25 protein-coding genes are annotated in these 24,601 nt (G+C 70.8%); 19 read left to right on the plus strand and 6 right to left on the minus strand.

Annotation, left to right across the window (positions count from 1 at the left end):
• Positions 1-31 precede the first annotated feature (31 nt).
• Genes AVP41_RS11980 through AVP41_RS11995 form a run of 4 tightly spaced genes read left to right on the plus strand, consistent with a single transcriptional unit; the run spans position 32 to position 4,783 of the window.
• Positions 32-1,732 carry a glycoside hydrolase family 13 protein gene (locus AVP41_RS11980; RefSeq protein ID WP_067164628.1) on the plus strand — a complete coding sequence of 567 codons (1,701 nt, stop codon included), beginning with the start codon at positions 32-34 and terminating at the stop codon, positions 1,730-1,732.
• A 1-nt stretch (position 1,733) separates the two neighbouring features.
• Complete coding sequence (locus AVP41_RS11985) at positions 1,734-2,744, plus strand: LacI family DNA-binding transcriptional regulator (protein WP_067164630.1); 1,011 nt, start codon at positions 1,734-1,736, stop codon at positions 2,742-2,744.
• Between the two features lie 60 nt (positions 2,745-2,804).
• Positions 2,805-4,028 carry an amidohydrolase gene (locus AVP41_RS11990; protein WP_067164632.1) on the plus strand — a complete coding sequence of 408 codons (1,224 nt, stop codon included), beginning with the start codon at positions 2,805-2,807 and terminating at the stop codon, positions 4,026-4,028.
• Positions 4,025-4,783, plus strand: coding sequence for a hypothetical protein (locus AVP41_RS11995; RefSeq protein ID WP_067164634.1), 759 nt, complete (start codon positions 4,025-4,027; stop codon positions 4,781-4,783). Before AVP41_RS11990 ends, AVP41_RS11995 begins: the two co-directional genes overlap by 4 nt.
• Here the strand turns inward: AVP41_RS11995 and AVP41_RS12000 are convergent.
• Entirely contained in the window at positions 4,746-5,858 is a 1,113-nt protein-coding gene (locus AVP41_RS12000) for a VanZ family protein (protein WP_067164636.1), read from the minus strand. The two genes, AVP41_RS11995 and AVP41_RS12000, sit on opposite strands and share 38 nt — an antisense overlap.
• A gap of 116 nt (positions 5,859-5,974) precedes the next feature.
• Between AVP41_RS12000 and AVP41_RS12005 the strand changes: the two genes are divergently transcribed.
• Complete coding sequence (locus tag AVP41_RS12005; RefSeq protein ID WP_067164639.1) at positions 5,975-8,029, plus strand: APC family permease; 2,055 nt, start codon at positions 5,975-5,977, stop codon at positions 8,027-8,029.
• Between the two features lie 55 nt (positions 8,030-8,084).
• On the opposite strand, the gene AVP41_RS12010 is transcribed toward AVP41_RS12005, so the two are convergent.
• Positions 8,085-9,041, minus strand: coding sequence for a hypothetical protein (locus AVP41_RS12010; RefSeq protein ID WP_067164641.1), 957 nt, complete (start codon positions 9,039-9,041; stop codon positions 8,085-8,087).
• An 85-nt stretch (positions 9,042-9,126) separates the two neighbouring features.
• Here AVP41_RS12010 and AVP41_RS12015 point away from each other — a divergent pair, with 85 nt between their 5' ends.
• The 11 genes from AVP41_RS12015 (at position 9,127) to AVP41_RS12060 (ending at position 20,117) form a co-directional block, all read left to right on the plus strand.
• A complete protein-coding gene (locus AVP41_RS12015; RefSeq protein ID WP_067164644.1) occupies positions 9,127-10,443 on the plus strand; it encodes an aminotransferase class V-fold PLP-dependent enzyme in 1,317 nt (438 codons plus the stop codon).
• Positions 10,440-10,883, plus strand: coding sequence for a Fe-S cluster assembly sulfur transfer protein SufU (sufU, locus tag AVP41_RS12020; protein ID WP_067164646.1), 444 nt, complete (start codon positions 10,440-10,442; stop codon positions 10,881-10,883). Before AVP41_RS12015 ends, sufU begins: the two co-directional genes overlap by 4 nt.
• A 202-nt stretch (positions 10,884-11,085) precedes the next feature.
• Entirely contained in the window at positions 11,086-11,226 is a 141-nt protein-coding gene (locus tag AVP41_RS16840; protein ID WP_231902741.1) for a hypothetical protein, read from the plus strand.
• The gene (locus tag AVP41_RS12025) at positions 11,226-11,315 is read left to right on the plus strand and encodes a potassium-transporting ATPase subunit F (RefSeq protein ID WP_067164648.1); all 90 of its coding nucleotides are present in this window, start codon (positions 11,226-11,228) and stop codon (positions 11,313-11,315) included. Before AVP41_RS16840 ends, AVP41_RS12025 begins: the two co-directional genes overlap by 1 nt.
• The gene (gene kdpA, locus AVP41_RS12030; protein ID WP_067164651.1) at positions 11,315-13,006 is read left to right on the plus strand and encodes a potassium-transporting ATPase subunit KdpA; all 1,692 of its coding nucleotides are present in this window, start codon (positions 11,315-11,317) and stop codon (positions 13,004-13,006) included. Before AVP41_RS12025 ends, kdpA begins: the two co-directional genes overlap by 1 nt.
• Before the next feature lies 1 nt (position 13,007).
• The gene (kdpB, locus tag AVP41_RS12035) at positions 13,008-15,155 is read left to right on the plus strand and encodes a potassium-transporting ATPase subunit KdpB (protein ID WP_067164653.1); all 2,148 of its coding nucleotides are present in this window, start codon (positions 13,008-13,010) and stop codon (positions 15,153-15,155) included.
• A gap of 26 nt (positions 15,156-15,181) precedes the next feature.
• Positions 15,182-15,793: a K(+)-transporting ATPase subunit C gene (gene kdpC / locus AVP41_RS12040; RefSeq protein ID WP_067164655.1), complete on the plus strand. Its 612-nt coding sequence runs from the start codon at positions 15,182-15,184 to the stop codon at positions 15,791-15,793.
• A gap of 47 nt (positions 15,794-15,840) precedes the next feature.
• Positions 15,841-18,363: an ATP-binding protein gene (locus tag AVP41_RS12045; protein ID WP_067164657.1), complete on the plus strand. Its 2,523-nt coding sequence runs from the start codon at positions 15,841-15,843 to the stop codon at positions 18,361-18,363.
• A complete protein-coding gene (locus AVP41_RS12050) occupies positions 18,360-19,040 on the plus strand; it encodes a response regulator (protein WP_067164659.1) in 681 nt (226 codons plus the stop codon). Before AVP41_RS12045 ends, AVP41_RS12050 begins: the two co-directional genes overlap by 4 nt.
• A 58-nt stretch (positions 19,041-19,098) precedes the next feature.
• Positions 19,099-19,437: an ArsR/SmtB family transcription factor gene (locus AVP41_RS12055; RefSeq protein WP_067164661.1), complete on the plus strand. Its 339-nt coding sequence runs from the start codon at positions 19,099-19,101 to the stop codon at positions 19,435-19,437.
• Positions 19,434-20,117 (plus strand): cation transporter, encoded by a 684-nt coding sequence (locus AVP41_RS12060; protein WP_067164663.1) that lies wholly within the window; start codon positions 19,434-19,436, stop codon positions 20,115-20,117. Before AVP41_RS12055 ends, AVP41_RS12060 begins: the two co-directional genes overlap by 4 nt.
• 60 nt (positions 20,118-20,177) lie before the next feature.
• On the opposite strand, the gene AVP41_RS12065 is transcribed toward AVP41_RS12060, so the two are convergent.
• Entirely contained in the window at positions 20,178-21,137 is a 960-nt protein-coding gene (locus AVP41_RS12065; RefSeq protein WP_067164665.1) for an SRPBCC family protein, read from the minus strand.
• A gap of 32 nt (positions 21,138-21,169) precedes the next feature.
• Complete coding sequence (locus tag AVP41_RS12070; protein WP_067164667.1) at positions 21,170-21,529, minus strand: ArsR/SmtB family transcription factor; 360 nt, start codon at positions 21,527-21,529, stop codon at positions 21,170-21,172.
• A 103-nt stretch (positions 21,530-21,632) separates the two neighbouring features.
• Here AVP41_RS12070 and AVP41_RS12075 point away from each other — a divergent pair, with 103 nt between their 5' ends.
• Both AVP41_RS12075 and AVP41_RS12080 read left to right on the plus strand, forming a co-directional pair.
• Positions 21,633-22,154, plus strand: coding sequence for a PadR family transcriptional regulator (locus AVP41_RS12075; RefSeq protein ID WP_067164669.1), 522 nt, complete (start codon positions 21,633-21,635; stop codon positions 22,152-22,154).
• A gap of 44 nt (positions 22,155-22,198) precedes the next feature.
• Positions 22,199-23,215, plus strand: a complete 1,017-nt coding sequence (locus tag AVP41_RS12080; protein WP_197464322.1) for a BtrH N-terminal domain-containing protein — start codon at positions 22,199-22,201, stop codon at positions 23,213-23,215.
• Between the two features lie 36 nt (positions 23,216-23,251).
• Here the strand turns inward: AVP41_RS12080 and AVP41_RS12085 are convergent, their stop codons facing one another.
• A complete protein-coding gene (locus AVP41_RS12085; RefSeq protein WP_067164675.1) occupies positions 23,252-23,587 on the minus strand; it encodes a TraR/DksA family transcriptional regulator in 336 nt (111 codons plus the stop codon).
• A 126-nt stretch (positions 23,588-23,713) separates the two neighbouring features.
• Here AVP41_RS12085 and AVP41_RS12090 point away from each other — a divergent pair, with 126 nt between their 5' ends.
• Positions 23,714-23,965, plus strand: a complete 252-nt coding sequence (locus AVP41_RS12090; RefSeq protein ID WP_231902742.1) for a hypothetical protein — start codon at positions 23,714-23,716, stop codon at positions 23,963-23,965.
• Between the two features lie 236 nt (positions 23,966-24,201).
• Here the strand turns inward: AVP41_RS12090 and AVP41_RS12095 are convergent, their stop codons facing one another.
• Positions 24,202-24,597 carry a VOC family protein gene (locus tag AVP41_RS12095; RefSeq protein ID WP_067164678.1) on the minus strand — a complete coding sequence of 132 codons (396 nt, stop codon included), beginning with the start codon at positions 24,595-24,597 and terminating at the stop codon, positions 24,202-24,204.
• Between the last annotated feature and the right edge of the window lie 4 nt (positions 24,598-24,601).

Consider the following 24,601-nt stretch of genomic DNA (forward strand, 5'->3'; position numbering starts at 1 on the left):
GTGCGCAAGCGCTTGCCCTAGGATGGAGCGCATGACTTCGACGACGACTTCCGTCCTCTCGTCCACCGCCGCCGAGAGCGACCGCCCCGGCTCGGAATGGTGGCGCACAGCCGTGATCTATCAGATCTACCCGCGCTCGTTCGCCGACGCCTCGGGCGACGGCATCGGCGATCTCCGCGGCATCACGTCCCGACTCGACGACCTCGTCTCACTCGGCGTCGACGCGGTGTGGCTGAGCCCGTTCTACCGCTCTCCGCAGCACGACGCGGGCTACGACGTCGCCGACTATCGCGACGTCGACCCGCTGTTCGGCACCCTCGCCGACTTCGACGAGATGCTGGCCCAGGCCCACGCCCGCGGCATCCGCGTGATCGTCGACCTCGTGCCCAACCACAGCTCCGACCAGCACGAGTGGTTCCAGGCGGCACTGGCGGCAGAGCCCGGCAGCCCCGAGCGCGCGCGCTACATGTTCCGCGACGGCAAGGGCGAGAACGGCGAACTGCCGCCCAACAACTGGGAGTCGGTTTTCGGTGGACCGGCGTGGACGCGAACCACCGACCCCGATGGCACCCCCGGCCAGTGGTACCTGCACCTGTTCGACGTTTCGCAGCCCGACTTCGACTGGTCCAACCCCGAAGTGCAGGAAGAGTTCCGGAGCATCCTCCGGTTCTGGCTCGACCGCGGCGTGGACGGTTTCCGCGTCGACGTCGCGCACGGCCTCGTCAAGACCGACGGGCTTCCCGACCACCTCCCCTCCGTCGACGCCGACAGCATGGGCGGCGGCGAAGAGGACGTGCCCTACTGGGGTCAGGACGGCGTGCACGAGATCTACCGCGACTGGAACCGGGTGCTCGCGGAGTACGACGGCGACCGTGCGCTCTGCGCCGAGGCGTGGCTCCCCACCGTCGACAAGACCGCGCTGTGGGTGCGGCCCGACGAGATGCACCAGGCCTTCAACTTCCCGTACCTGATGACGGAGTGGAACGCCCCGGCCATCCGCACCGTCATCGCCGAGTCGCTGCGCGCCTTCCCGGCCGTGGGCGCTCCGGCGACGTGGGTGCTCTCCAACCACGACGTGGTCCGGCACGCCTCGCGCCTGGCCCTCACGGCGGAGAACCCGCAGGGCCACGGCATCGGCCCGGACTCGCCGGGACAGCCGATCCCCGAGGTGGGCCTGCGTCGTGCGCGCGCGGCCACGACGGTGATGCTGGCCCTCCCGGGGTCCGCCTACCTCTATCAGGGCGAGGAGCTCGGGCTCCCCGAGGTCATCCAGTTGCCCGACGACGTCCGTCAGGACCCCACCTGGTTCCGCACCAACCGGGAGCGGTACGGCCGCGACGGCTGCCGCGTGCCGATCCCGTGGACCTCGGACGCGCCGGCCTACGGATTCAGCCCGAGCGGGGAGTCGTGGCTGCCGCAGCCGGCGGAGTGGGCGGACCTGGCGCGGTCCTCGCAGGAGGACGATCCGGAGTCGACACTGTGGCTCTACCGGACGCTGCTGGCCACGCGCCGCGCGCACGGGCTCGGATCCGGACGGCTGGAATGGCTCGACGGGTACGGCGACGACGTGCTCGCCTTCCGCGTGCACGCCGACGACGGTGAGGTCACGGTGATCGCCAACGCCGGACAGGCCCCGGTCACCCTGCCCGCCGGCACGGTGCTCGTCGCGAGCGAACGATTCGAGGGCGGCGAGCTGCCGGTCGACACCGCGGTCTGGCTGTCGACGCGCTGACGTGGCCAGCCTGGAGGAGGTCGCCCGTCGGGCCGGAGTCTCGACGGCGACCGTCTCCCGCGCTCTGAGCGGGCGTGGGCGACTGTCGGAGCAGACGCGGGCGCGCGTGCGCGCGGCGGCCGACGAGCTCGGCTACGTGGTCTCGGTCGCGGCCTCGAGCCTCGCGACCGGCCGCACCCGCTCGATCGGGGTGATCGTTCCCCTCCTCGACCGCTGGTTCTTCGCCAACGTGCTCGACGGCATCGCGTCGGTGCTGTCACCCCGGGGCTATGACATCACGCTGTACAACGCCACCGACGAGCCGGGCGACCGGCGGCGGTTGCTGCACACGTCGCTGCGTCGCGGGCGGGTGGATGCCGTCATCGTGTTGTCGGTGGACTTCACCGACCCCGAGATCGATGACCTCCGGGGACTCGGCCTGCCCGTGATCGGGCTCGGCACCCCGAGCGCCCGGCTCGCGACGCTGCAGGTGGACGACACGGCCGTCGCCCGACTGGCCGCTTCTCACCTGATCGATCTCGGGCACCGGGAGATCGCCCACATCGGTCACAGCCTCGGCGACGACCGGTCTCCCGACATCCCGACGCTGCGACGGCGCGGCTTCGACGCGGCGCTGGCCGAGGCGGGGCTGCGCCCGGCCGCTTTCGCCGCCGCGGACTTCACGATCGACGGCGGCTACCGGGCCGCGCGCGAGCTGCTGCGCACGACCGCTCCCACCGCCATCTTCGCGGCGTCGGACGAGATGGCCTTCGGCGCGCTCTTCGCGGCGCGGGAGGCCGGACGCGACGTGCCCGGCGACGTCTCGGTGATCGGCGTCGACGGACACGAGATGAGCGGGTTCTTCGGGCTCACCACGATCGAGCAGTTCCCCCACGCGCAGGGACAGCGGGCCGCCGAGGCGGCGCTCGCGGCGCTCGCGGAGGACGTCGCCGCACCCGATCCCGTCCTCCCGTTCGCGCTCGTCCCGCGGGCCAGCACCGCCGCTCCTCCCCAGCCAGCGCCCGGTCGGTGAGCTCCCTCACCGGCGCGACCGCCCTGACCTCGCACAGGAGCGCCGCGTAGGCTCGGAGGCATGACGATCGACCTCGAGGCGCTCTACATCGACCTGCACCGTCATCCCGAGCTCTCCTTCCAGGAGACGCGGACCGCCGGCGTGATCACCCGAGAACTCGCGGCACTGGGGCTCGAGTACACCGAGGGCCTGGGGAAGACCGGTGTGGCCACGATCATCCGCAACGGAGAAGGCCCCGTCGTCTGGCTGCGCGCCGACATGGACGGGCTGCCCGTCCCGGAGCAGACCGGGCTCGCGTACGCCTCCACGGCGCGAGGCACCGATCCTGCCGGCAACGACGTTCCCGTCATGCACGCGTGCGGGCACGACATGCACGTGACGGCTCTCCTCGACGCGCTGGAGCGACTGTCCGCGACCACCGAGGAGTGGTCGGGAACGGTCGTGGCCGTCTTCCAGCCGGCGGAGGAGTACGGCGCCGGCGCGCAGGCGATGATCGCCGACGGGGTGCTCGACGCGTGTCCCCGACCCGACATCGTGCTCGGGCAGCACCTCACTCCGCTCCCCGCAGGAGTGATCGGCGTGCGCCCCGGCACGCAGATGGCGGCCTCCGACGGCCTCACCGTGAAGCTCCTCGGCCGGGGCGGGCACGGCTCGCGTCCCCATGCCACGATCGACCCCATCGTCATGGCGGCCGCCACCGTGATGCGCCTCCAGACGGTCGTCTCCCGCGAGATCGACCCGCGAGAGATGGCGGTCGTGACGGTCGGATCGCTGCACGCCGGCCTGAAGAACAACATCATCCCCGCCGAGGCGACGCTGGAACTGAGCCTGCGCTATCCCGACGACGACGCCCGCGCCGACGTGCTCGGGCGCGTGGAGCGGATCGTCCGCGCCGAGGCGCAGGCATCGGGTGCCGACGAGGAACCGGTCATCACGGTGGACCACTCGTTGCCGCCGACGATCAACGACGCGGCCGCCACCGCCCGGATCACGGCCGCGTTCGATCGCGCCTTCGGTGCGGGCACCGTGATCGACCCCGGTATGTTCACGGGGAGCGAAGACGTGTCCTGGTTCGCGCGGGAGGCGGGTGTCCCCCTGGTGTTCTGGTTCTGGGGAGGCGTCGACCCGCAGACCTACGCCGCGGCGGTCGAACGGGGGACGCTGAACGAGGACATCCCCACCAACCACTCGCCGTTCTTCGCTCCCGTCCTCCACCCGACCATCGAACGCGGTGTAGACGCCCTCGTCGTCGCTGCCCGCGAGTTCCTGGGAGACCCCGCATGACCGACCCCACCCCCGCCACCCGCGATCGCACCCCGCTCGTCCTGGGCATCGTCGCGGCCGTCCTGGCCGTCGCGGTGATCATCGCGCTCGTCGTGCTGCTGACCCGAGGGAACGGCGGATCGGAGCCTGCCTCGCAGACCCCCGGCGTTTCCTCCTCGACGAGTGCCGAGGCCTCCGACCCGGCGGGGAGCCCGAGCGCGCCGGCGACGCCGACCGAGAGCGAGGCTCCGGCCGCCGCGGGGATCACCCTCGCCGCCACCGGGCTCTCCCTCACCGACGACGCCGGATCCTCGACGTTCACGTACGACTGGAACGGCGACATGGCCGGCGCGGTATCCACGCTCTCCGAGCTGTTCGGCGCGGCGCCGAAGGAGCGCGTCGAGAAGGGCAACGGATCCAGCTACCCCGACTACACGGTGTACCAGTGGCCCGGCATCGCCCTCTACGACATGAACCCGCTCGAGGGCGGCCCGAGTCGCGACGACTACTCCCAGCCGTCGTATCTGCGCCTGACGTCCAACGACGTCGACGGCGTGCCCGTGACGGCGGAGTTCGGCGTGAGGATCGGCATGCCGATCGCCGATGTGCGGGCGTTGGACCCGGGTGTCGAGGTCGACCGCGGCGGCAATCCGCGCTTCGTCTTCGCCCCCGACCGCTCGGGATTCACCGACGGCAAGCCCGCCTACAGCGTGGTCGTGGACACGGACGGCGAGAAGGTCACCGCGATCCTGTACTACTACTACTCCGGCCGCTGACGCCCCGCGCCACGCTCCCGTCGTCGCCCTCACGCGCGTCGGTGAGCTCTTGGCCGCTGAGGAGACCCGGAAGGCCCCGGCCGCGTCGCGTGGTGAACACGAGCACGACGGCGACGAAGACGAACAGCCCCGATAGTGCGGACCACGGCGCCGGCAGCAGCTCGAGTGCGGAGTAGCCGCCCACTCCGCCGAGGAAACGCAACAGCCGCGCGAGCGGCACCGGGAGCGCCCCGCCGCGATACCGGAGCTCGACGGCGAGATCGCCGACCGACCGACCCGTGGTGAGGATCAGGATCAGCCACAGCGCGATGACCGCGAGACCCGAGACCACGTCGAGGAGCCCCTCCGGGATGTCGGCGTCGGGCACCTGGAAGACGAAGCGCAGCGACAAGCCGACCGTCGTCGCCACGGCCGCGGTGAAGAGCCACGCGCCGAGCAGATCACAGAACGCCGCGAGCACGCGACGCCCGCGCGTGACGGGGTCGGGCTCGTCCGCGTCGGCGGTGCGCGAAAACCCGCGATGGCGCTTCGGGACGACCAGCGACAGCACCGCCCCGATCAGGGCGCCGGTCGTGTTGGTCATGAGGTCGCCCACGTCGAAGAACCGGTACGCGCACGGGTAGATCCCCCACACGCCCGTGAGCTGCGTGGTCTCCACCAGCAGCGAGACGACGAAGCCGATCAGCACCGCCACGACGAAGCCGCGGCCGAAGAGCACCCGGACGAAGAAGCCGAGGGGGAGGAACAGCAGCACGTTGAAGACGAGTTGCAGCAGCTCCGGGCTCCGCAGCGGGTTCCCGGGGCCGGCAAAGGCCGCCTGCAGGTCGCGCACGACGGACATCGGATCGGTGATCGCGCCCACGCACCGGATCGCATCGGGGTCGGGGAGGGGGAGGAGCGTGTAGGTCCAGATCGCGAAGAAGTAGACGAGGAACGCCGCCCAGCCGGCGAACCTCCAGAATCCGAGCCCGCCGCGACGCCGGTAGCTGAGGGCGACGAACGGCACGAACAGCACCACGCCGACGAGGGCCCCGGCGACCATCGCGATGATGCCCAGAGTGATGCGATCGTCCATTCGAGCGAGTCTAGGAGCCCGAAGCTGCTGCGCCGGACGCCCGCGCGGGCGCCTCCGCGCGATCCGGCGAAAGGACCCCGGCGATCGCGTGTTGCGCGGCGGACGGCGCAGGCGTAATGTCGCCCGCCGTGACTGACGAAAGTCGCGATCCGTCCGACGAGACGACCCCGATCGCGAAGCGCATCCTCCTCGGCGAGCCGCTGACCAGCGAACAGCTCGACGACCAGGCCCTCCCGAAGAAGATGGCGCTGCCGATCTTCGCCTCCGACGCCCTCTCGTCGGTGGCCTACGCCCCGCAGGAACTGGTGATGATCCTGCTCATCGGCGGCACCGCGTTCCTCGCGTTCGCACCGTGGGTCGCCGCGGCGGTCGTGGCGCTGCTGATCGTCGTCGTCCTCAGCTACCGGCAGTTGATCAAGGCCTACCCCTCGGGCGGCGGCGACTACGAGGTGGCCCGCACGAACCTGGGCGAACGCGCCGGCGTCGTGGTGGCGGCCGCCTTGCTCGTGGACTACATCCTGACGGTGGCGGTGTCGATCGCGTCCGGCGTCGACAACATCATCTCGGCCGTGCCGGAACTGGACCCGTGGCGGATCGAGCTGGCCGTGGGGTTCGTCATCCTCATCATTCTCGTGAACCTGCGGGGTGTCCGCGAGGCCTCGACGGCGTTCGCGATCCCGACGTACGTGTTCATCGGCTCGGTGGCCGTCATGATCGTCACGGGCCTCGTCCGCTGGGCCTTCGGAGACGCCCCCGTCGCGTCGAGCGCGGCCTTCGAGGTGCACGGCGAGAGCCTCACCCAGGCCGCCGTGCTGCTGCTGATCCTCCGCGCCTTCTCGAGCGGATGTTCGGCGCTCACCGGCGTGGAGGCCGTCTCCAACGGCGTTCCCGCCTTCCGCTCGCCCAAGGTCCGCAACGCCCAGCTCACGCTCGTGACGATGGGCACGATCGCGATCATGCTGTTCGCCGGGCTCACCGCGCTCGCACTCATCACCGGCGTGCACTACGCGGAGAACCCGTGCCACCTGATCGGCTTCGACTGTGCGGGAACGCCGCAGCCCTCGCTCATGGCCCAGGTCGCCGCGGCGACGTTCGGCGCGGGCTCGATCCCGTTCTACGTGATCCAGGCGGCGACCGCGTGCGTCCTGCTCCTGGCGGCGAACACCGCGTTCAACGGGTTCCCGCTCCTGGGCGCGGTGCTGGCCCGCGACGGCTACGCACCCAAGTCGCTCAACACCCGAGGCGACCGGCTGGTGTTCTCCAACGGCATGCTCATCCTGGGCGCCGCGGCCATCGTGGTGCTGGTCGTCTTCCAGGCCCGCCTCACCACGCTCATCCAGCTCTACATCATCGGCGTCTTCGTCTCGTTCTCGCTGGGTCAGATCGGGATGGTCAAGCACTGGCGCCGGGAGCTGCGCCTGCTCCCGCCCAAGCTCGTGTCGGAGAGGCGGGCGGCCGTCTCGGGACTCATCATCAACTTCGTCGGCGCGGCCTTCACGGTCGCGGTGCTGGCGATCGTCACGATCACGAAGTTCACGCACGGCGCGTACCTGGTGTTCTTCGCGATCCCGGTGCTGGCGCTCCTCATGGTCGGCGTGCACCGGTACTACCGCGATGTCGACCACGAGACCGCGATGGACGACGACGTCCGCTTCGGCGCCTCCGGCGACGTCGCTCTCGTCCTCGTGGGACGCCTGCAGAAGCCGGTCGCGAAAGCGGTCGACTATGCCCTGGCCGCCCGGCACGACGAGACGATCGCGGTGCATGTGGCGATCAACGAACAGGATGCGGTGGAACTGCAGGCGGACTGGGAGGCGCACCACATGCCCGTTCCGCTCGTGATCATCGAGTCGCCCTTCCGGCACTACGCGGCGCCGGTGGCACAGTTCATCAAGGCGTACCGCGAGAAGCACGGGTCGACCGTCGTGACCGTGTATCTGCCGCAGTACATCGTGGGGCACTGGTGGGAGTCGCTCTTGCACAACCGCCGCGCGCGCCGCATCGCCCAGCAGCTGATGCTCGTGCACGGGGTGTCGATCACCCTCGTGCCGTGGCTACTGGACTCCACCGAGCTCATCTACGGACGACGGTCGCGGCCGCTCCCCGGCGATGACCGCGCGGGACGGATCACGTCGTACGGACTCGTGTCGCACACCGACGACGCGCCGTAGCCCCGAGGACGCGCCCCGGCCGGGCGGTACCCCGTACCGCGTCTGTCGCGGCGCCTCATCCGGCAGTGAGGATCTCCTCGCGCCGTGCCGTGAGGGCGGCCAGAACTCCCGCCGCTCGGGCGGCGCGGTCCCTCAGCTCGTCGGCCAGTCCGGCAAGCAGCGATCGGAGACGATAGGCCCGGTCGCGCGCCTCGGCGATGCGCGACTGCACCATCCAGTCGCTGAAGATGTTGTCGAAGAGCACGTCGAACACGGCGAGCCCCTGCGAGATCTCCGCTCCCCGGACGGCCGGGAGGTCGAGGTCGGCGAGTTCCACGCTGAGGCGTTCCAGCGCGCGGTTGACGGCGACGAAGGCTCGCGTCGCCTCATCGATACGACTGTGTTTGACGAGGTCGGCCACCATGCCGCCGCCGAAGAAGGTGTCGTACGTCGCCCAACCGCCGGCACTCTCCAGGCGATCCACGGCATGATCGAGCGCCACGGTCGCCTGCTGGAGCGCCGCGGCCGCCTCGTCGATCTCCTTCTGCTCGGCGGCGACACGTCCGAGGTTCTCAGCGACGTGGGCGAGCTCGGCCGCCGGGGCACCACCCGCGTCGGCGAGACCGGCCTCGTAGGCGTCGAGCGCCCGCGCGTAGGAGCCCTCCACATCACCGAGCCCGTCGCGTTCCGCGCGCACCCGCTCCGCGCTGGCCTTCGCGTCGTCGAGTCGCGCGCGGGCGGCGACGGTCGCGCGCGCTGCGGTGTCCGCTTCGGCCTGCTCGACGGCGACGCGCTCCTCGACATCGCCGCGGATCGTCGCCCACAAGCGCGCGGGCGAGAGCCGCTCCAGCCGTCGGACGTCGGCTTCCTCCGCCGCCTGGGCCTGTTCCAGGGGTCGGAGCTCGTCGCGCCGCGTCACCACGAGCTGTTCGGCGACGCGGAGCTGCGCGTCGAGCTTCGCGCGGCGCGCACGACGGTCGGCCGCGTCGCGCACCGCATCGGCGAGGGCGGCCAGGGAGGGAGAGCCTGTCATGCGCCCCAGCCTGTCACAGCGGGTGCACGCCGATCGGACCCGCAGCTCCGGAGCCGGCGGGGGCACCGGGGCGTAGCCTAGATGGGTGACTTCCGCGACCGACCTCACCCGTCCCGATGCCGCCACCACGGCGGCGACACTCGACGTGGCGGCGCTGCGCGCGGACTTCCCGATCCTGTCCCAGACCGTGGCGGGGAAGCCGCTCGTCTACCTCGATTCGGGAGCCACGAGCCAGAAGCCGCGCCAGGTCCTGCAGGCGGAGTACGACTTCCTCACGCACTCCAACGCGGCGGTCCATCGCGGCGCGCACACTCTCGCGGCCGAGGCGACCGACCTGTTCGAGGATGCCCGGGCGACCGTGGCGGGCTTCGTCGGGGCCGCGCCGGACCAGCTCGTGTGGATCAGCGGCGCGACCATGGGGCTGAACCTCCTCGCCTACGCGATCGGCAATGCCACGCTCGGCCGAGGCGCACCGGCGTCGGCGCGGTTCGCGCTGCAACCGGGCGACGAGATGGTGACCACGGCGATCGAGCACCACGCGAACCTGATCCCGTGGCAGGAGCTGGCCGCCCGCACCGGAGCTGTGCTGCGCCACATCCCCGTCCGCGACGACGGCACGCTCGACCTCGACGCGGCCGCGGAGCTCATCGGCGACAGGACGCGCCTGGTCGCCTTCACGCACGTCTCGAACGTCCTCGGCATCGTGAACCCGGTGGCGGAGATCGTGGCGCTCGCCCAGCGTGTCGGCGCCGTCACCGTGATGGACGCCTGCCAGTCCGCGCCGCACCTGCCGTTGGACCTTCCCGCCCTGGGCGTCGACTTCGCCGTGTTCAGCGGCCACAAGATGCTGGGGCCCTACGGGGTCGGCGGGCTGTACGGGAAGTCGGAGATGCTCGACGCGCTGCCTCCGTTCCTCACGGGCGGGTCGATGATCACGACCGTCACCCTCGACTCGGCCGAGTACCTGCCCGCTCCGCAGCGCTTCGAGGCGGGCACCCAGCCGGTGGGCCCCGCGATCGGGCTCGCCGCCGCCGTGCGGTACCTCGACGCCGTCGGTCTCGAGGCGATCCACGCCCACGAACGGATGCTCGCCGACCGGATGCGGGCGGGCCTCGTCGAGATCCCCGGTGTCCGCCTCCTCGGCGACGCCGTCGGCGTCGAACGCGTGGGCCTGTGGTCGTTCGACGTGGACGGCGTCCACGCCCACGACGCGGGGCAGTTCCTCGACGATCGCGGCATCGCCGTGCGCGTCGGTCATCACTGCGCGGCGCCGCTCCACACGCGCTTCGGCATCCGCGCGTCGCTGCGTGCCTCGGCAGCCCTGTACAACACGACCGACGAGGTCGACCGGTTCGTCGACGCCGTCCGCGGCGTCCGTGCCTACTTCGGAGCGGAATCATGAGCGACCTCGACACCCTGTACCGCGAGCTGATCCTCGATCACTCCAAGCACCCGCAGCACTTCGGGCTCGCCGACGAAGACGGGGCCCACGCCACGTCGCATCAGAAGAACCCGGTCTGCGGAGACGAGATCACGCTGCGGGCGCGCGTCGCCACCGACGGTCAGACCATCCGCGACGTCACCTGGGAGGGGTCCGGTTGCTCGATCTCGCAGGCGTCGGCGTCGATGCTGTCCGACCTCGCCGTCGGCATGTCGCGCACCGAAGCCGCCGAGCTCATCGCGGGCTTCCGCGAAGCGCTGCGCTCCCGCGGCCAGATCGAGCTCGACGAGGACGTCTACGGCGACGCGGCGGCGCTCACCGGAGTCTCGAAGTTCTCGGCACGCGTGAAGTGCGCGATGCTCGCCTGGGTGGCGCTCGAAGACGCCCTCGCCCGCGCCTGACCTTCCCTCCTCCCCGCTCCCGGTGAGCGCAGGCTGTCGACGAGGGCACACACCGTCGACGTCAGCAACGTGTGCGGTCGGCGAGGGCACGTGCGATCGACGCCGACGCGGCGCATGCGAACCGTGAGGACCACGGCTCGCACCGTATGGAAAACGTGAGGACGCCGCTACGCAGCGGCGCACCGGAGTTGTATCGGATGCCGTGCCCACCGCGGGCACCCGCGATCCACAGGTCGCGGCTCGCCTCCCGGAGTCTCCCGTGCTGGATGTCATCTACCTCGCCGCGACGCTTACCCTCTTCGGGCTCGTCGCGCTCGTCGCCAAGGGGGCGGAGAAGCTCTGATGGTCGTCTTCTCCGTGCTCGCCGCCCTTCTCGGCGTCGCCTCCCTCGTCTACCTCGTCGTCGCTCTCGTGAATCCGGAGCGCTTCTGATGCCGGGCACCGACAGCGCATCGATCTGGGCGGGCGTGCTCCAGTTCGCCACCGTCGCCCTCGCCCTGGCGCTCATCTACCGTCCGCTGGGCGACTGGATCGCGCGAGTGTTCACGCGCACCCGCCACTCCCGCGTCGAACGGGGCGTCTACCGTGTGATCGGCGTGGACGCCGCGGCCGAGACGACCTGGCAGGCGTACGCACGCGGCGTGCTGCTCTTCTCCCTCGCGGGCGTCGTGTTCGTCTACGCGCTGCAACGGCTTCAGGCGGCGCTGCCGTACTCGCTCGGCCTTCCCGCCGTTCCCGAAGGACTCGCGTTCAACACGGCCGTCTCGTTCGTGACCAACACCAACTGGCAGTCCTACTCGCCCGAGACGACCCTCGGCTACACGGTGCAGCTGGCCGGACTCGCGGTGCAGAACTTCGTCTCCGCCGCCGTCGGCATCGCCGTGGCCGTCGCCCTCGTCCGCGGGTTCGCGCGCCGCGGTGAAGGCACGATCGGCAACTTCTGGGTCGACCTGGTGCGGGCGGTGGGGCGGATCCTGCTGCCGTTGGCGATCGTCATGGCGATCGTGCTGCTGGTCGGTGGGGTAGTGCAGAACTTCGCCGGCTTCCAGAGCGTTCCCACCCTCTCCGGTGGATCCCAGGTGATCCCCGGCGGCCCGGTGGCATCGCAGGAGGCGATCAAGGAACTCGGCACCAACGGTGGCGGCTTCTTCAACGCTAACTCCTCCCACCCGTTCGAGAACCCCACTCCGTGGACGAGCGTGCTCGAGATCATCCTGCTGCTGGCGATCCCGTTCGCGATGCCGCGCGCGTTCGGGAAGATGGTCGGCGACCACCGCCAGGGCTACGCGATCCTCGCGGTGATGGCCTCGCTGTGGACCGCAGGGGTGGCCCTGACCACCTGGCTCGAGCTGCGAGGCGCCGGCACGGCACCGCAGTTGGCCGGCGGCGCACTGGAAGGCAAGGAAGTGCGCTTCGGCGTCTGGGGCTCGACCCTGTTCGCCGCCTCGACGACGGGCACCTCGACCGGCGCCGTCAACTCCATGCACGACTCGTACACGGCCCTGGGCGGCATGGTGCCGATGGTGAACATGATGCTCGGCGAGGTCGCTCCGGGCGGCGTCGGATCCGGCCTCTACGGGATGCTGGTGCTCGCCATCATCGCCGTGTTCGTCGGTGGTCTCCTCATCGGCCGCACCCCCGAGTACCTCGGCAAGAAGATCGGACCGCGCGAGATCACCCTCGCGAGCCTGTTCATCCTCGTCACCCCCACTCTCGTCCTCGGCGGTGTCGCGCTGAGCTTCGCCGTGCCCACGCTGCGTGCGGATGTCGAGGCCACCTCGATCTGGAACCCGGGTGTGCACGGCCTGTCGGAACTGCTCTACGCGTTCACGTCGGCCGCGAACAACAACGGTTCGGCATTCGCCGGACTCACCGCGAACACCCCGTGGCTGAACACGGCGCTGGGCGTGGCGATGCTGCTGGGCCGCTTCGTGCCGATCGTGCTCGTGCTCGCGCTGGCCGGTTCTCTCGCCGCGCGCGACCGCGTTCCGGCCACTTCCGGGACCCTCCCCACCCATCGCCCGCAGTTCGTCGGCCTCCTGATGGCCGTCACCGTCGTCGTCACGGCACTCACCTACTTCCCCGTCCTCACCCTCGGACCCCTCGCAGAAGGACTCGTCTGACATGTCCACCTCCACGCTCTCTCCCGCCGCGGAATCCTCATCGGCCGGACACCGGAATCCCTCGGCGTCGCATTCGTTCGGCCCTCGCCAACTGCTCCAGGCTCTGCCCGGCGCGGCGCGCAAGCTCAATCCCGCCGCACAGTGGCACAACCCGGTCATGTTCCTGGTGTGGCTCGGCGCCGCACTGACGACGGCCATCGCCATCGCGGAGCCCCTCCTGGGAGGTCCCGAAGCCTCGGGGGGCACCCCCGTGCCGCCCGGATTCACCTGGGGGATCGCCCTCTGGCTGTGGCTCACGGTGCTGTTCGCCAATGTCGCCGAGTCGGTCGCCGAGGGACGCGGCAAGGCGCAGGCCTCGGCCCTGCGCACCACCCGCGCGACCAGCCCCGCCACCCGCGTGATCGGCTACGACCCCCACAAGGATGTCGCTGCCCTCCACACGCCCACCGTCGAGGCGACCTCGAGTGATCTCACCCTGGGCGACGTGATCGTCGTCACCGCGGGCGAGCTCATCCCCGGGGACGGCGACATCATCCACGGGATCGCGACCGTCGACGAGTCGGCCATCACCGGCGAGTCCGCTCCCGTCGTGCGCGAGTCCGGCGGTGACCGCTCTGCCGTGACGGGAGGAACCCGCGTGCTGTCCGATCGCATCGTGGTGCGGATCACGTCGCAGCCGGGGCAGACCTTCGTCGACCGGATGATCGCGCTCGTCGAAGGCGCATCGCGGCAGAAGACGCCGAACGAGATCGCCCTCGGCATCCTGCTGGCGAGCCTGTCGATCGTGTTCGTGGTCGTCGTGCTCACTCTGAACCCGATCGCCTCGTACGCGGCGTCGCCGGTGTCGATCCCGGTGCTGGTCGCTCTGCTGGTGTGCCTCATCCCGACGACCATCGGAGCGCTGCTGTCGGCCATCGGCATCGCCGGCATGGACCGGCTGGTGCAGCGCAACGTCCTGGCGATGTCGGGGCGCGCGGTGGAAGCGGCCGGCGACGTGTCGACGCTGCTGCTCGACAAGACGGGCACCATCACCTACGGCAACCGTCGCGCATCGGAGTTCGTGCCCCTGACCGGCGTCGACCCCCGCGAGCTGGCACATGTCGCCGCACTGTCGTCGCTGGCCGACCCGACGCCGGAGGGCGTGTCGATCGTCGAGCTGGCGGCCGACCGCGGCGTCGCTGTCCACGCTCCCGCCGATGCCACGAGCGTGCCCTTCACCGCACAGACCCGAATGAGCGGGCTCGACCTCGCCGATGGCACCCGCGTGCGCAAGGGCGCCGCATCCGCGGTGCTCGCGTGGCGGGATGCCGAAGGGGTCGCGCTCCCGGACACGGTGCGCGCGGAGGTGACCTCTGCCGCCGACGCGATCGCTCAGGCGGGCGGCACGCCCCTGGCGGTGGCGCTGGAGGGCCGCGTGCTCGGTGTCGTGCACCTGAAGGACATCGTGAAGGAGGGCCTGCGCGAGCGGTTCGACGAGCTGCGCGCCATGGGCATCCGCACCGTCATGATCACCGGCGACAACCCACTGACAGCGGCCGCGATCGCCCGCGAAGCCGGTGTCGACGACTACCTGGCCGAAGCGACGCCGGAAGACAAGCTAGCCCTCATCACCCGCGAGCAGGCCGGCGGCAACCTGGTCGCCATGACCGGCGACGGCACGAACGACGCCCCCGCGCTCGCTCAGGCCGACGTGGGCGTGGCGATGAACACCGGCACCTCAGCCGCCAAAGAGGCCGGAAACATGGTCGACCTCGACTCCGACCCGACGAAGCTCATCGACATCGTCCGCATCGGCAAGCAGCTGCTCATCACCCGTGGTGCGCTCACGACCTTCTCGCTGGCCAACGACATCGCCAAGTACTTCGCGATCATCCCCGCGATGTTCATGGGGGTGTTCCCGGGTCTCGCGGCGCTGAACATCATGCAGCTGAGCTCGCCGGCATCGGCGGTGACCAGCGCGATCATCTTCAACGCGATCATCATCATCGTGCTGATCCCGCTGGCGCTGCGGGGAGTGCGGTACCGCCCCGCCGGCGCCGCGCGCATCCTCAGCCGCAATCTGGCCGTCTACGGCATCGGGGGCGTCGTGGCACCGTTCCTCGGCATCAAGCTGATCGACCTCGTCGTCAGCGTCATCCCCGGCTTCTGAACCGCCCTCGCGAAGGAATCACCCTCATGTCCCACATTCGTACCACCCTCCGCACCGCAGGGGTCGCCGTTCGCGCCATGGTGGTGGCGACGGTCGTCCTCGGTCTCGGATACACCCTGCTGATCACCGGCGTCGGCCAGGTGTTCCTGCCCTCGCAGGCCAACGGCTCGTTGGTCGCCGACGCCGAGGGCACCGTCGTCGGCTCCGCGCATCTCGGTCAGTCCTTCACCGACGCCGATGGCGTCGCGCTCCCGCAGTACTTCCAGAGCCGGCCGTCGGCGGCGGGCGACGGCTACGACGGCGGCGCGTCGTCGGGGTCGAACCTGGGGCCGGAGAACGCCGACCTGATCGCGGCGATCTCCGAGCGGAAGGCGCTGATCGCGGCGCGGGAGAACGTGTCCGCCGATGCCGTTCCCGCCGACGCCGTCACCGCCTCGGCATCCGGCCTCGACCCGCACATCTCGGTGGCGTACGCCCTGCTCCAGGTCGACCGCGTGGCCGCCGCCCGCGGCCTCGACCCCGCGACGGTGGAGCGCCTGGTGGCCGAGCACACGACGGGCCGCGACCTCGGCTATCTCGGCGACCCCCGCGTCAACGTGCTCGAGCTCAACCTCGCCCTGGATGCCGATGCCCGCTGAGCGCAGACACCAGCGTGCGGGGGCGCGCTCGTGCGTAGGGTGATCCCATGAGACGCGGCAGGCTTCGGGTGCTGCTGGGCGCGGCACCGGGCGTCGGCAAGACGTACGAGATGCTCCAAGAGGGCCGTCGGCTGCGCGAAGCGGGCACCGACGTGGTGATCGCGGTCGTCGAGACCCACGGCCGCGCCGCGACGGCGGCCCAAACCGAAGGGCTCCCGCAGGTGCCCCGGCGGCAGGTGGCGCACCGGGGCGTCGCGCTCGACGAGATGGATCTCGACGCCGTCATCGAGCGTGCGCCGCAGCTCGCCCTCGTCGACGAGCTGGCGCACACCAACGCCCCCGGTTCCCGCAACGAGAAGCGCTGGCAAGACGTCGAGGCACTGCTGGCCGCCGGTATCGACGTCATCACCACCGTCAATGTGCAGCACATCGCGTCGCTCGGCGGGGTGGTGGAGCAGGTCACCGGGATCACGCAGCGCGAAACCGTGCCCGATGCCGTCGTGCGCGCTGCCGATCAAGTCGAAGTGATCGACCTGGCGCCGCAGTCGCTACGCGACCGCCTGGCGGCCGGATTCGTCTATCCCGCCGAGCGGATCGATGCCGCGCTGTCGAACTACTTCCGACTGGGAAACCTCACGGCCCTGCGTGAGCTCGCTCTCCTGTGGCTGGCCGACGAGGTCGACAGTGCGCTGAACACCTATCGCGCCGAACAGGGGATCACCGGCACCTGGCAGACCCGCGAACGGGTGGTCGTCGCACTGACCGGTGGCCCTGAGGGTGACACCCTGCTGCACCGCGGTGCCCGCATCGCCGCGCGCTCCGCCGGCGGCGAACTGCTCGCCGTGCACGTCAACAGCCAGGACGGCCTGCGGGCCGACACGCCCGGCGCCCTCGCGGAGCAGCGGGTGCTCGTGGAGCGACTCGGTGGCACCTATCACCAGGTGGTCGGCAGCGATGTGCCGCGCGCGCTGGTGGAGTTCGCCCAGTCGGTCAACGCGACCCAGTTGGTCCTGGGCGCCAGCAGACGCGGCCGGCTGCAGGCGGCGCTGACCGGTCCCGGCATCGGGGCCACCGTCATCCGCGCGTCGGGCGACATCGACGTGCACATCGTCACCCATGCGGCCGCGGGCGGCCGTGCGGCCCTGCCACGACTGGCGGGCACTGCCCTCAGCGTCCGACGCCGTGTGCTCGGGTTCGCGCTCGCGCTCGTGGGCGGACCGTTGCTGACCTGGCTGCTCGTGGCGGGGCGCAGCCCCGAGTCGATCACCGGCGACGTGCTGGCCTACCAGCTGCTCGTCGTGCTCGTCGCCCTGCTGGGCGGACTGTGGCCCGCCGTGTTCGCCGCGATCATGTCGGGGCTGACTCTGGACTACTTCTTCGTCGATCCGCTGTACACGGTGACGGTGGCCGATCCCCTGCACGCCTGGGCTCTGATCCTGTACGTCGTGATCGCTCTGCTGGTGAGCGTCGTCGTCGACCGTGCAGCGCGGGCCGCGCGCACCGCCCGCCGGCGCGCCGCCGAGTCGGAACTGCTCGCCGCCGTGGCCGGCAGCGTGCTGCGCGGCCAGGGCTCACTCCCGGCCCTCGTCACCCGCACCCGAGAGGCGTTCTCGCTTGCCGGGGTGCGACTGATCGTCGACGGTGAGACCGTCGCGAGCGACGGCGAGCCCCTGCCTGGCGGGGGTGACGGTGACAGCGGGCCGGCACCGGTGGAGGTTCCCGTGGGAGACCACGCGGTCCTCGAACTGCACGGCGGTCCGCTCGATGCCTCCGAGCGGCGGCTGCTACAGGTCATCGTCACTCAGCTGGAGGCCGCGCTCACGCAGCGACGGCTCGAGGAGTCGGCAAAGGATGCCGAGGTGCTCGCCCAGGCCGACCAGGTGCGCAGCGCGCTGCTGTCGGCCGTGAGCCACGACCTGCGGCGCCCGCTCGCCGCCTCGGTCGCCGCGATCGGCGGGCTCCGTTCGGGCGGCGCTCACCTGTCGAATGCCGACCGTGCCGAGCTGCTCGAGACCGCAGACGAGAGCCTGGCCACCCTGACCAGGCTGGTCACCGACCTCCTCGACGTCTCGCGGGTGCAGGCCGGCGTCCTGGCCGTGTCGCTCTCGCCGGTGGATGCCGCCGATGTCGTCCTGGCATCCATCGATGAACTGGGCCTCGGACCCGACCGGGTGGACCTGGCGCTCGACGATGACCTGCCGCCGATCGTGGCCGATCCCGTGCTGCTGCAGCGCGTGCTCGTCAACGTGCTCTCCAACGCCCTCCGGCACGAGCCCGACGGCGCGACGCGGGTACGCCTGACGACCAGCCGGCTCGGCGCCACCGCCCAGATCCGCATCGTCGACCACGGACCGGGGTTGCCGCCCGAGCGCCGCGACGACGCGTTCGCGCCGTTCCAGCGCCTGGGCGACACCGACAACTCCACGGGTCTGGGACTGGGGCTTGCGCTCTCCCGCGGATTCGCCGAGGGTATGGGCGGCACACTGACGCCCGAAGACACCCCCGGCGGAGGGCTGACGATGGTCGTCACGCTGCCGGTGGCGGAGCAGAAGCCCGAGGTGACACGGTGAAGATCCTCATCGCCGACGACGATCCCCAGCTGGTGCGCGCCCTCCGCATCACTCTCGCCGTGCACGGGTACGACGTGGTCGCCGCGGCCGACGGCGCCGAGGCCGTCGCCGCGGCGGGAAGCAGCGCACCCGACCTCATCATGCTCGACCTCGGGATGCCCAAGCTCGACGGGGTCCGCGTGATCCAGGCTGTCCGCGGCTGGACGGATGCCCCGATCCTGGTCGTCTCGGGCCGCACCGGCTCCGCCGACAAGGTCGACGCTCTCGACGCCGGAGCCGACGACTACGTCACCAAGCCGTTCCAGATCGACGAACTGTTGGCCCGGCTCCGGGCCCTCGCCCGCCGTCGGGTCGGTTCGCCCGAGGGCGCGCCGGTCGTGCGCTTCGGCGACGTGGTCGTCGACCTCGCCGCGACCCAGGTCACGCGATCCGGCGAGCCTGTGCACCTCACGCCGACGGAGTGGCGCATCCTGGAGTTCCTGGCCCGGAATGCGGGAGCCCTCGTCACCCGACAGACCCTGCTCAAGGACATCTGGGGAACGGATCAGGTCGCCGACTCCGGATACCTGCGGCTCTATCTGTCGCAGCTGCGCAAGAAGCTGGAAGCCGACCCCTCCGCACCTCGCCACCTGCGCACCGAGCAGGGGATGGGGTACCGTCTCGTCCTCGATCCGTGAGCGCGCGCGGCGCAGGGGGCCGCCCTCGGAGTACACGTTTTTCTGTACTATTGCACCCATGACCACAGCCTCCGTGACGGCGACGCACGCGGCCGCCCTCGCGCGCTTCGCGCACGCGCTCTCGGACGACACCCGACTGGGCGTGCTCCTCGCCCTGCGAGAAGCCCCGGCGTACCCCTCGGACCTGGCCGACGCACTCGGAGTCTCCCGACAGGTCATGTCGAATCAGCTCGCGTGCCTGCGTGGCTGCGGCCTCGTCCAGGCGGTGCCCGACGGACGACGCACCTGGTACCGGCTCGCGGACGCCCACCTCGCCCCCGCCCTGGACGAGTTGCTGCGAGTCGTTCTCTACGTCGAGCCCGGCTGCTGCGCCGGGGAGACCTGCACCTGCGCATGACGACCGCCTCGCTCCACGCTGGAGACCGGCGGGACGCGCTCCGCCGCCGCATCCGGTGGATTGTCAGCGCGACGATCGCCTACAACGTGATCGAAGCCGTCGTCGCGATCGCTGCGGGAACAGCGGCGTCGTCGGCGGCGCTGATCGGATTCGGGCTGGACTCGACCATTGAGGTCCTGTCAGCCGCCGCCGTCGCATGGCAGTTCACGCGACGCGACCCGGACCGATGGGAGAGGCCAACGCTGCGCGTCATCGCCCTCGCGTTCTTCGCTCTCGCTGCGTACGTGACGCTCGCCTCCGGGCTCGCTCTGGCCGGTCGAGGCGGTGTCGAGCATTCGACGGTCGGGATCGTCCTCACGGCCCTGAGCGTTGTGATCATGCCCTTCCTGTCCCTCTGGGAACGCCGGGCCGGCCGCGAACTCGGGTCGGCCAGTGCGATCGCCGACTCGAAGCAGACCCTCATCTGCACGTACCTCTCGGCAGCGGTGCTCCTGGGGCTGATCGCGAACAGTCTCTTCGGATGGTGGTGGGCGGACGCGGTCGCCGGCCTGGTCATCGCCGCTTTCGCCATCCGCGAGGGGGTCGAGGCCTGGCGGGGCGACGCCTGCGCAACGTCCGCAGGGATGCTGTTCGACGACCACGACTCCGACCACGACCACGACCACGAGGAGCGCCGGTAGCGCCAGCGGCTCACCCCTGGCGCCCCGGCATCGCCCACGCGGGGCCGGAGGGAGGTGACCTCAGGCGATCGCGGCCTCCAGGCGGGCATAGGAGGCTTCCATGCCGTCGGTCATGCCCGTCGCGAGGATCATGTCGCGCGTCTCCTTGTCCGGATACTCGATGAGGAGGGTGAGCAGGGTCGCCCCGTCCTCTTCGTACAGCTGCAGATCGTTGAGGGTCGACGGACCCTCCATCCCGATCATCTTCTCGGTCGTGACCGCCCGCCACGTCGGCTCGCTCAGCACGGTCTCGCCCTCGAACCCGAATCGGGTCGACTCGTCCTCACCCTGCTGCCACACGTACCGGTAGGTGTCGCCGACCTCGCACTCGACCATCTGCCACCCGTCGGGACCCAGCAGCCACTTCTGCAGCAGCTCCGGCTCGTGGTGGGCGCGCCACACGAGCTCCCGCGGACCTTCGACCAGACGCGTGATCCGCACGTGCTGGTCGTCGAGGAGCTCGGTCCGTGTCCCCTTGCCCTGCGCGTAGGCACGCAGGTCGAGCAGCACGGCGTCGAGCTGGTCCATCGCCATCCGCGAGCCCTCGATCGCCCCCATCGCGACCGTCTGCTCCAGCGCCTCGAGCGAGGTGAAGTACGTGACGTTCGTGAGCCGCGACCCGTCGGCGGTGGCGTCGAAGGAGAAGACCATGCGCATGGAGGGGAAGCCGTCGAGGGGCTGGCCGTCCTCGCCGACGAACGAGTCGAGCACCTCGAACGACGACGGCGCGTCGATCGCGGTGAACTCCCACGAGCCGCGCGACGACTCCCCGCGCGGGCTGGTCATGTGGTAATCCGCGCGGCCACCCACGGTGAGGTCGAACGCCGTGAAGGTCGCCGGCCAGCCGGGAGGACCCCAGAAGCGCTCCAGCTGCCGCGGGTCGGTGAACGCCCGCCACAGACGCTCCACCGGGGCGGCGAAGTCGGCGGTCAAGGTCATGGTGAGGTTCTCAGCATCGGTGCTGATGTCGGTGACGGGCATGTGGGTCTCCTTGGTGGATGGGTGGGAGGAGGTCAGGGGTGTTCGGGCTCGGCGAGCAGGTCGTCGAGTCGGTCGATACGAGCGCGCCAGAGGTCTTCGTACCGAGAGAGGAGCGTGCGGGCGCGGGCGATCATGACCGGGTCCGCCCGCACGAGGCGCTCGCGGCCCTCGGCCCGCTTGACGATGAGCTCCGCGGCTTCGAGCACCGCGACGTGCTTCTGCACGGCGGCGAAGGACATGTCGTAGTGCGCGGCGAGGGCCGACACTGACTGCTCGGCATCGATCGTGCGGCGCAGGATGTCGCGACGGGTGGTCGCGGCCAGAGCGTGGAAGACGCGGTCGATCTCGTCATCGGTCAGCTCGTCTCTTGAGGCATCACTTTGTACAACCATTTGGTTGTACGTTACGACGCGAGCACGAGAGTGTCAAGAGGTGTCGCGTGACAGCGTTCCGATCGGCGTGGGGCCGCCGATACTCTAGTGCTAGAGTATCGGCGTGGACCTCACCATCACCGAGCTCACGATCCTGGGGCTCCTCATCGAACGTCCTCAGCACGGCTACGAAGTGGAGCAGACGATCGAGCAGCGCGGCATCCGGCGCTGGGCCGAGATCGGCTTCTCCTCGATCTATTACGTCCTCGGCAAGCTGGAACGCCGCGGACTGGTCGCCGCCGACGAGCCGGACGGAGGCGCACGAGCACGACGGGTGTTCCGACCGACCACCGCCGGACGCGAAGCAGCGGCGGCACAGACCATCGCGCTCGTCGCACACGACCGACCGGTGGCGCATCCGTTCCTCACCGGGCTCGCGAACCTCTCCCTCCTCCCGGAGCAGACCTACCGCGACGCCCTCGCGACGCGGCTGGCGGAGATCGACACGCGCCTCGCCGGCGTCGAACAGGCCCGCGCGGCGCAGGCGCCGCTGCCGCCCGCCGCCGCGGAGGTGTTCTCCTTCTCGCTCGCCCTTCTCGAGGCGGAGAGGGCGTGGCTCGCGCAGCGCGTCGCGGTGAACCGATGACCGCCTCGGACTCCCCGGCGTCCCGGGGTTCGGAGACGACCGTCGTGGCAGGCCTCCCGCACGACGGCGGAGTCCACTGCGAGACCACGACCCTCGGCGTGCTCCTGACCGCCGCGGGGGTTGACCTCTCCGAGCCGGCACTCTTCGGCCTCGGCGGCGGACTCTCGTTCATCTACTGGGACTCCGCACGGCAAGCCCTGCCGTTCCTGGGCGGCCGGGTGAAGCCCTTCGCGCTGACCGAGAACCTCGCGTCGCGGCTGGGACTCGATCTCCGTGTGCAGGAGACGGGCTCGCCACGCAAGGCGTGGGACAACGTGACGACCGCGATCGACGCAGGCGTCCCCGTCGGGCTCCAACTCGACAGCCACGACCTCGACTACTTCACGTCGCGCGTGCATTTCGCCGGGCACATCGTCGCGATGTACGGCTACGACGACACGACTGCGTATCTGATCGACACGGCGCAGCAAGGCGGTCGCGTGCGCACGAGCAGAGCATCGCTGGAACGGGCGCGGGCGGCTCGGGGGCCGATGTCGGCCCGGCATCGCTCCTTCACCCTGGGAACGGGAGACGCGCCCGCCACGACGGAGCTTCCCCTCCCCGCCGCACTGCAGGCCACGGCGGCGTGCGCGCGGGAGTTCCTCGCTCCCCCGATCGCCAACCTCGGGCACCGCGGCATCCGCACGGCAGCGGTCCGCGTCCGCTCGCTGTTCGGACGCGTGGAGGATCCGCCGCAGGATCTCGCAACGATGGCCACCCTCATGGAACGCGCGGGCACGGGGGGAGCACTGTTCCGCAACCTCTACCGCGACTTCCTGACGGAGATCCACGAGCTGCTCCCCGCCGGCGACAATGCCACCGCGATCGCCACAGGGCGCGACGCCTTCGCAGAGTCCGCGCTCCTGTGGACCGACGTCGCCCGCCTTCTCGAACGTGCCGGGGCGACGGGCGATCAGAAGCATCTGGCGGAGGCGTCGCGAGAGCTCGAGAAGATCGCCGATCTGGAGACCGCCGCCATGTCAGCGCTCCGCACCGTCGCCGACGACACCGACGGGGTCTGACGCGCCCTGCGCGATAGGTCGCACACGCCGCGGAGGTCAGGCCGCGGAGGCGCAGGCGACGCACATCGTCGCCATCGGCCGCGCCTCCAGGCGGGCCGCGGGGATCGGGTTGCCGCACCGCACGCACACGCCGTACGTCCCCTCGTCCATGCGAACCAGCGCCGCCACGACGTCGACGCGCTCGCGCTCAGCCCCGGCGCGCAGGGCTTCCACCCGCTGCCACTCACCCGACAAGGTGGAGCCCTCGGGGTCGTGCTCGTCGTCGGCCGTAGCCTCGGCGCGCGCCTCGCGGAGCGACGCGGCGTCGGCATCGAGGCGCGCGAGCTGCGCGTCGAGCGCATGCAATCGCTCCTCCAACGCCGTCCGGTCCATGCCCCGACCGTACGCCGACCCCCCGACACCTCCCTGTCAACCCGGTTCCCCGAGCGCGGCGGCAGCGCCACGGTGGAGTAGAGGTCCCGGGCCGGTCACGGCACGGGCATGACGAGAGGAACACCCGTGTCCGATCCCACATCACAGCCGCAGGACGAGAACGATAGCCGCGACGCGGCCATCGACGAGGCGCCCGCCGACGACACGACCGAGAGCGACGAGCAACTGCCCTCGACCGAGGAACTGGAAGAGCCCAGTACGGAGAAAGACCCCGGCGAGGAACCGACTTCCCCCGCGCCCGCCGCGACCGGCGGCGACGAGCCGAGCCACCGCGCCATCGGGATCGGCGTCATCGACGACGATCCGCCGACCGCCTGACGGATGCGGCGCGAGGCCGACGGGTGACAGGAACGGTCCATGCGATTCCTGGTGACCGCAGACCACGAGACCCCCGACCGCCCGCCGCACCCCCGGTGAGCGCGTCACGGTCGGCGAACGCGACACCGAATGGCCCGCGTTCGTCTTCCTCACCGCCGCGCACGGCAGCGGATGGGTTCCCGCTCGCCATGTGGAGACGGTCTCGCCCCCGTGGACGGCGCTGCGGCAGGAGGCGATCAGCCGGTGTAGCCGATGAGCCAGGTGAGCCCGAAGCGGTCGCGCACCTGACCGTCGTGGTCTCCCCACGGCTTGAGGGCGAGGGGGTCGATCACGTGTCCCCCCTCCGACAGTCCGGCGAACCAGCGTTCCAGCTCCGGCGGCTCCGCCGTCCCGAGGAGCGAGAACAGCACGCCCTCCACGCGGACCGCGGGCTCATCGGCGGCGGCATCCGCGGCGAAGAGCTCCACGGATCCGCGGAGCATCCCGTGGGCGATCGCGTCGTCCGGTCCGTCCTCGCGTCCGAAGTCGGCGAACGTGTGGAGGAGGAGCTCCCCGCCGAAGACGTCGCGGTAGAAGGTGAGGGCCTCTCGGGCGGTGCCGGCGAAGTGGAGATACGGGGTGAGTCCGGTCATGGCG

It is taken from the genome of Microbacterium sp. TNHR37B, assembly GCF_001620065.1.
Lineage (GTDB): Bacteria > Actinomycetota > Actinomycetes > Actinomycetales > Microbacteriaceae > Microbacterium.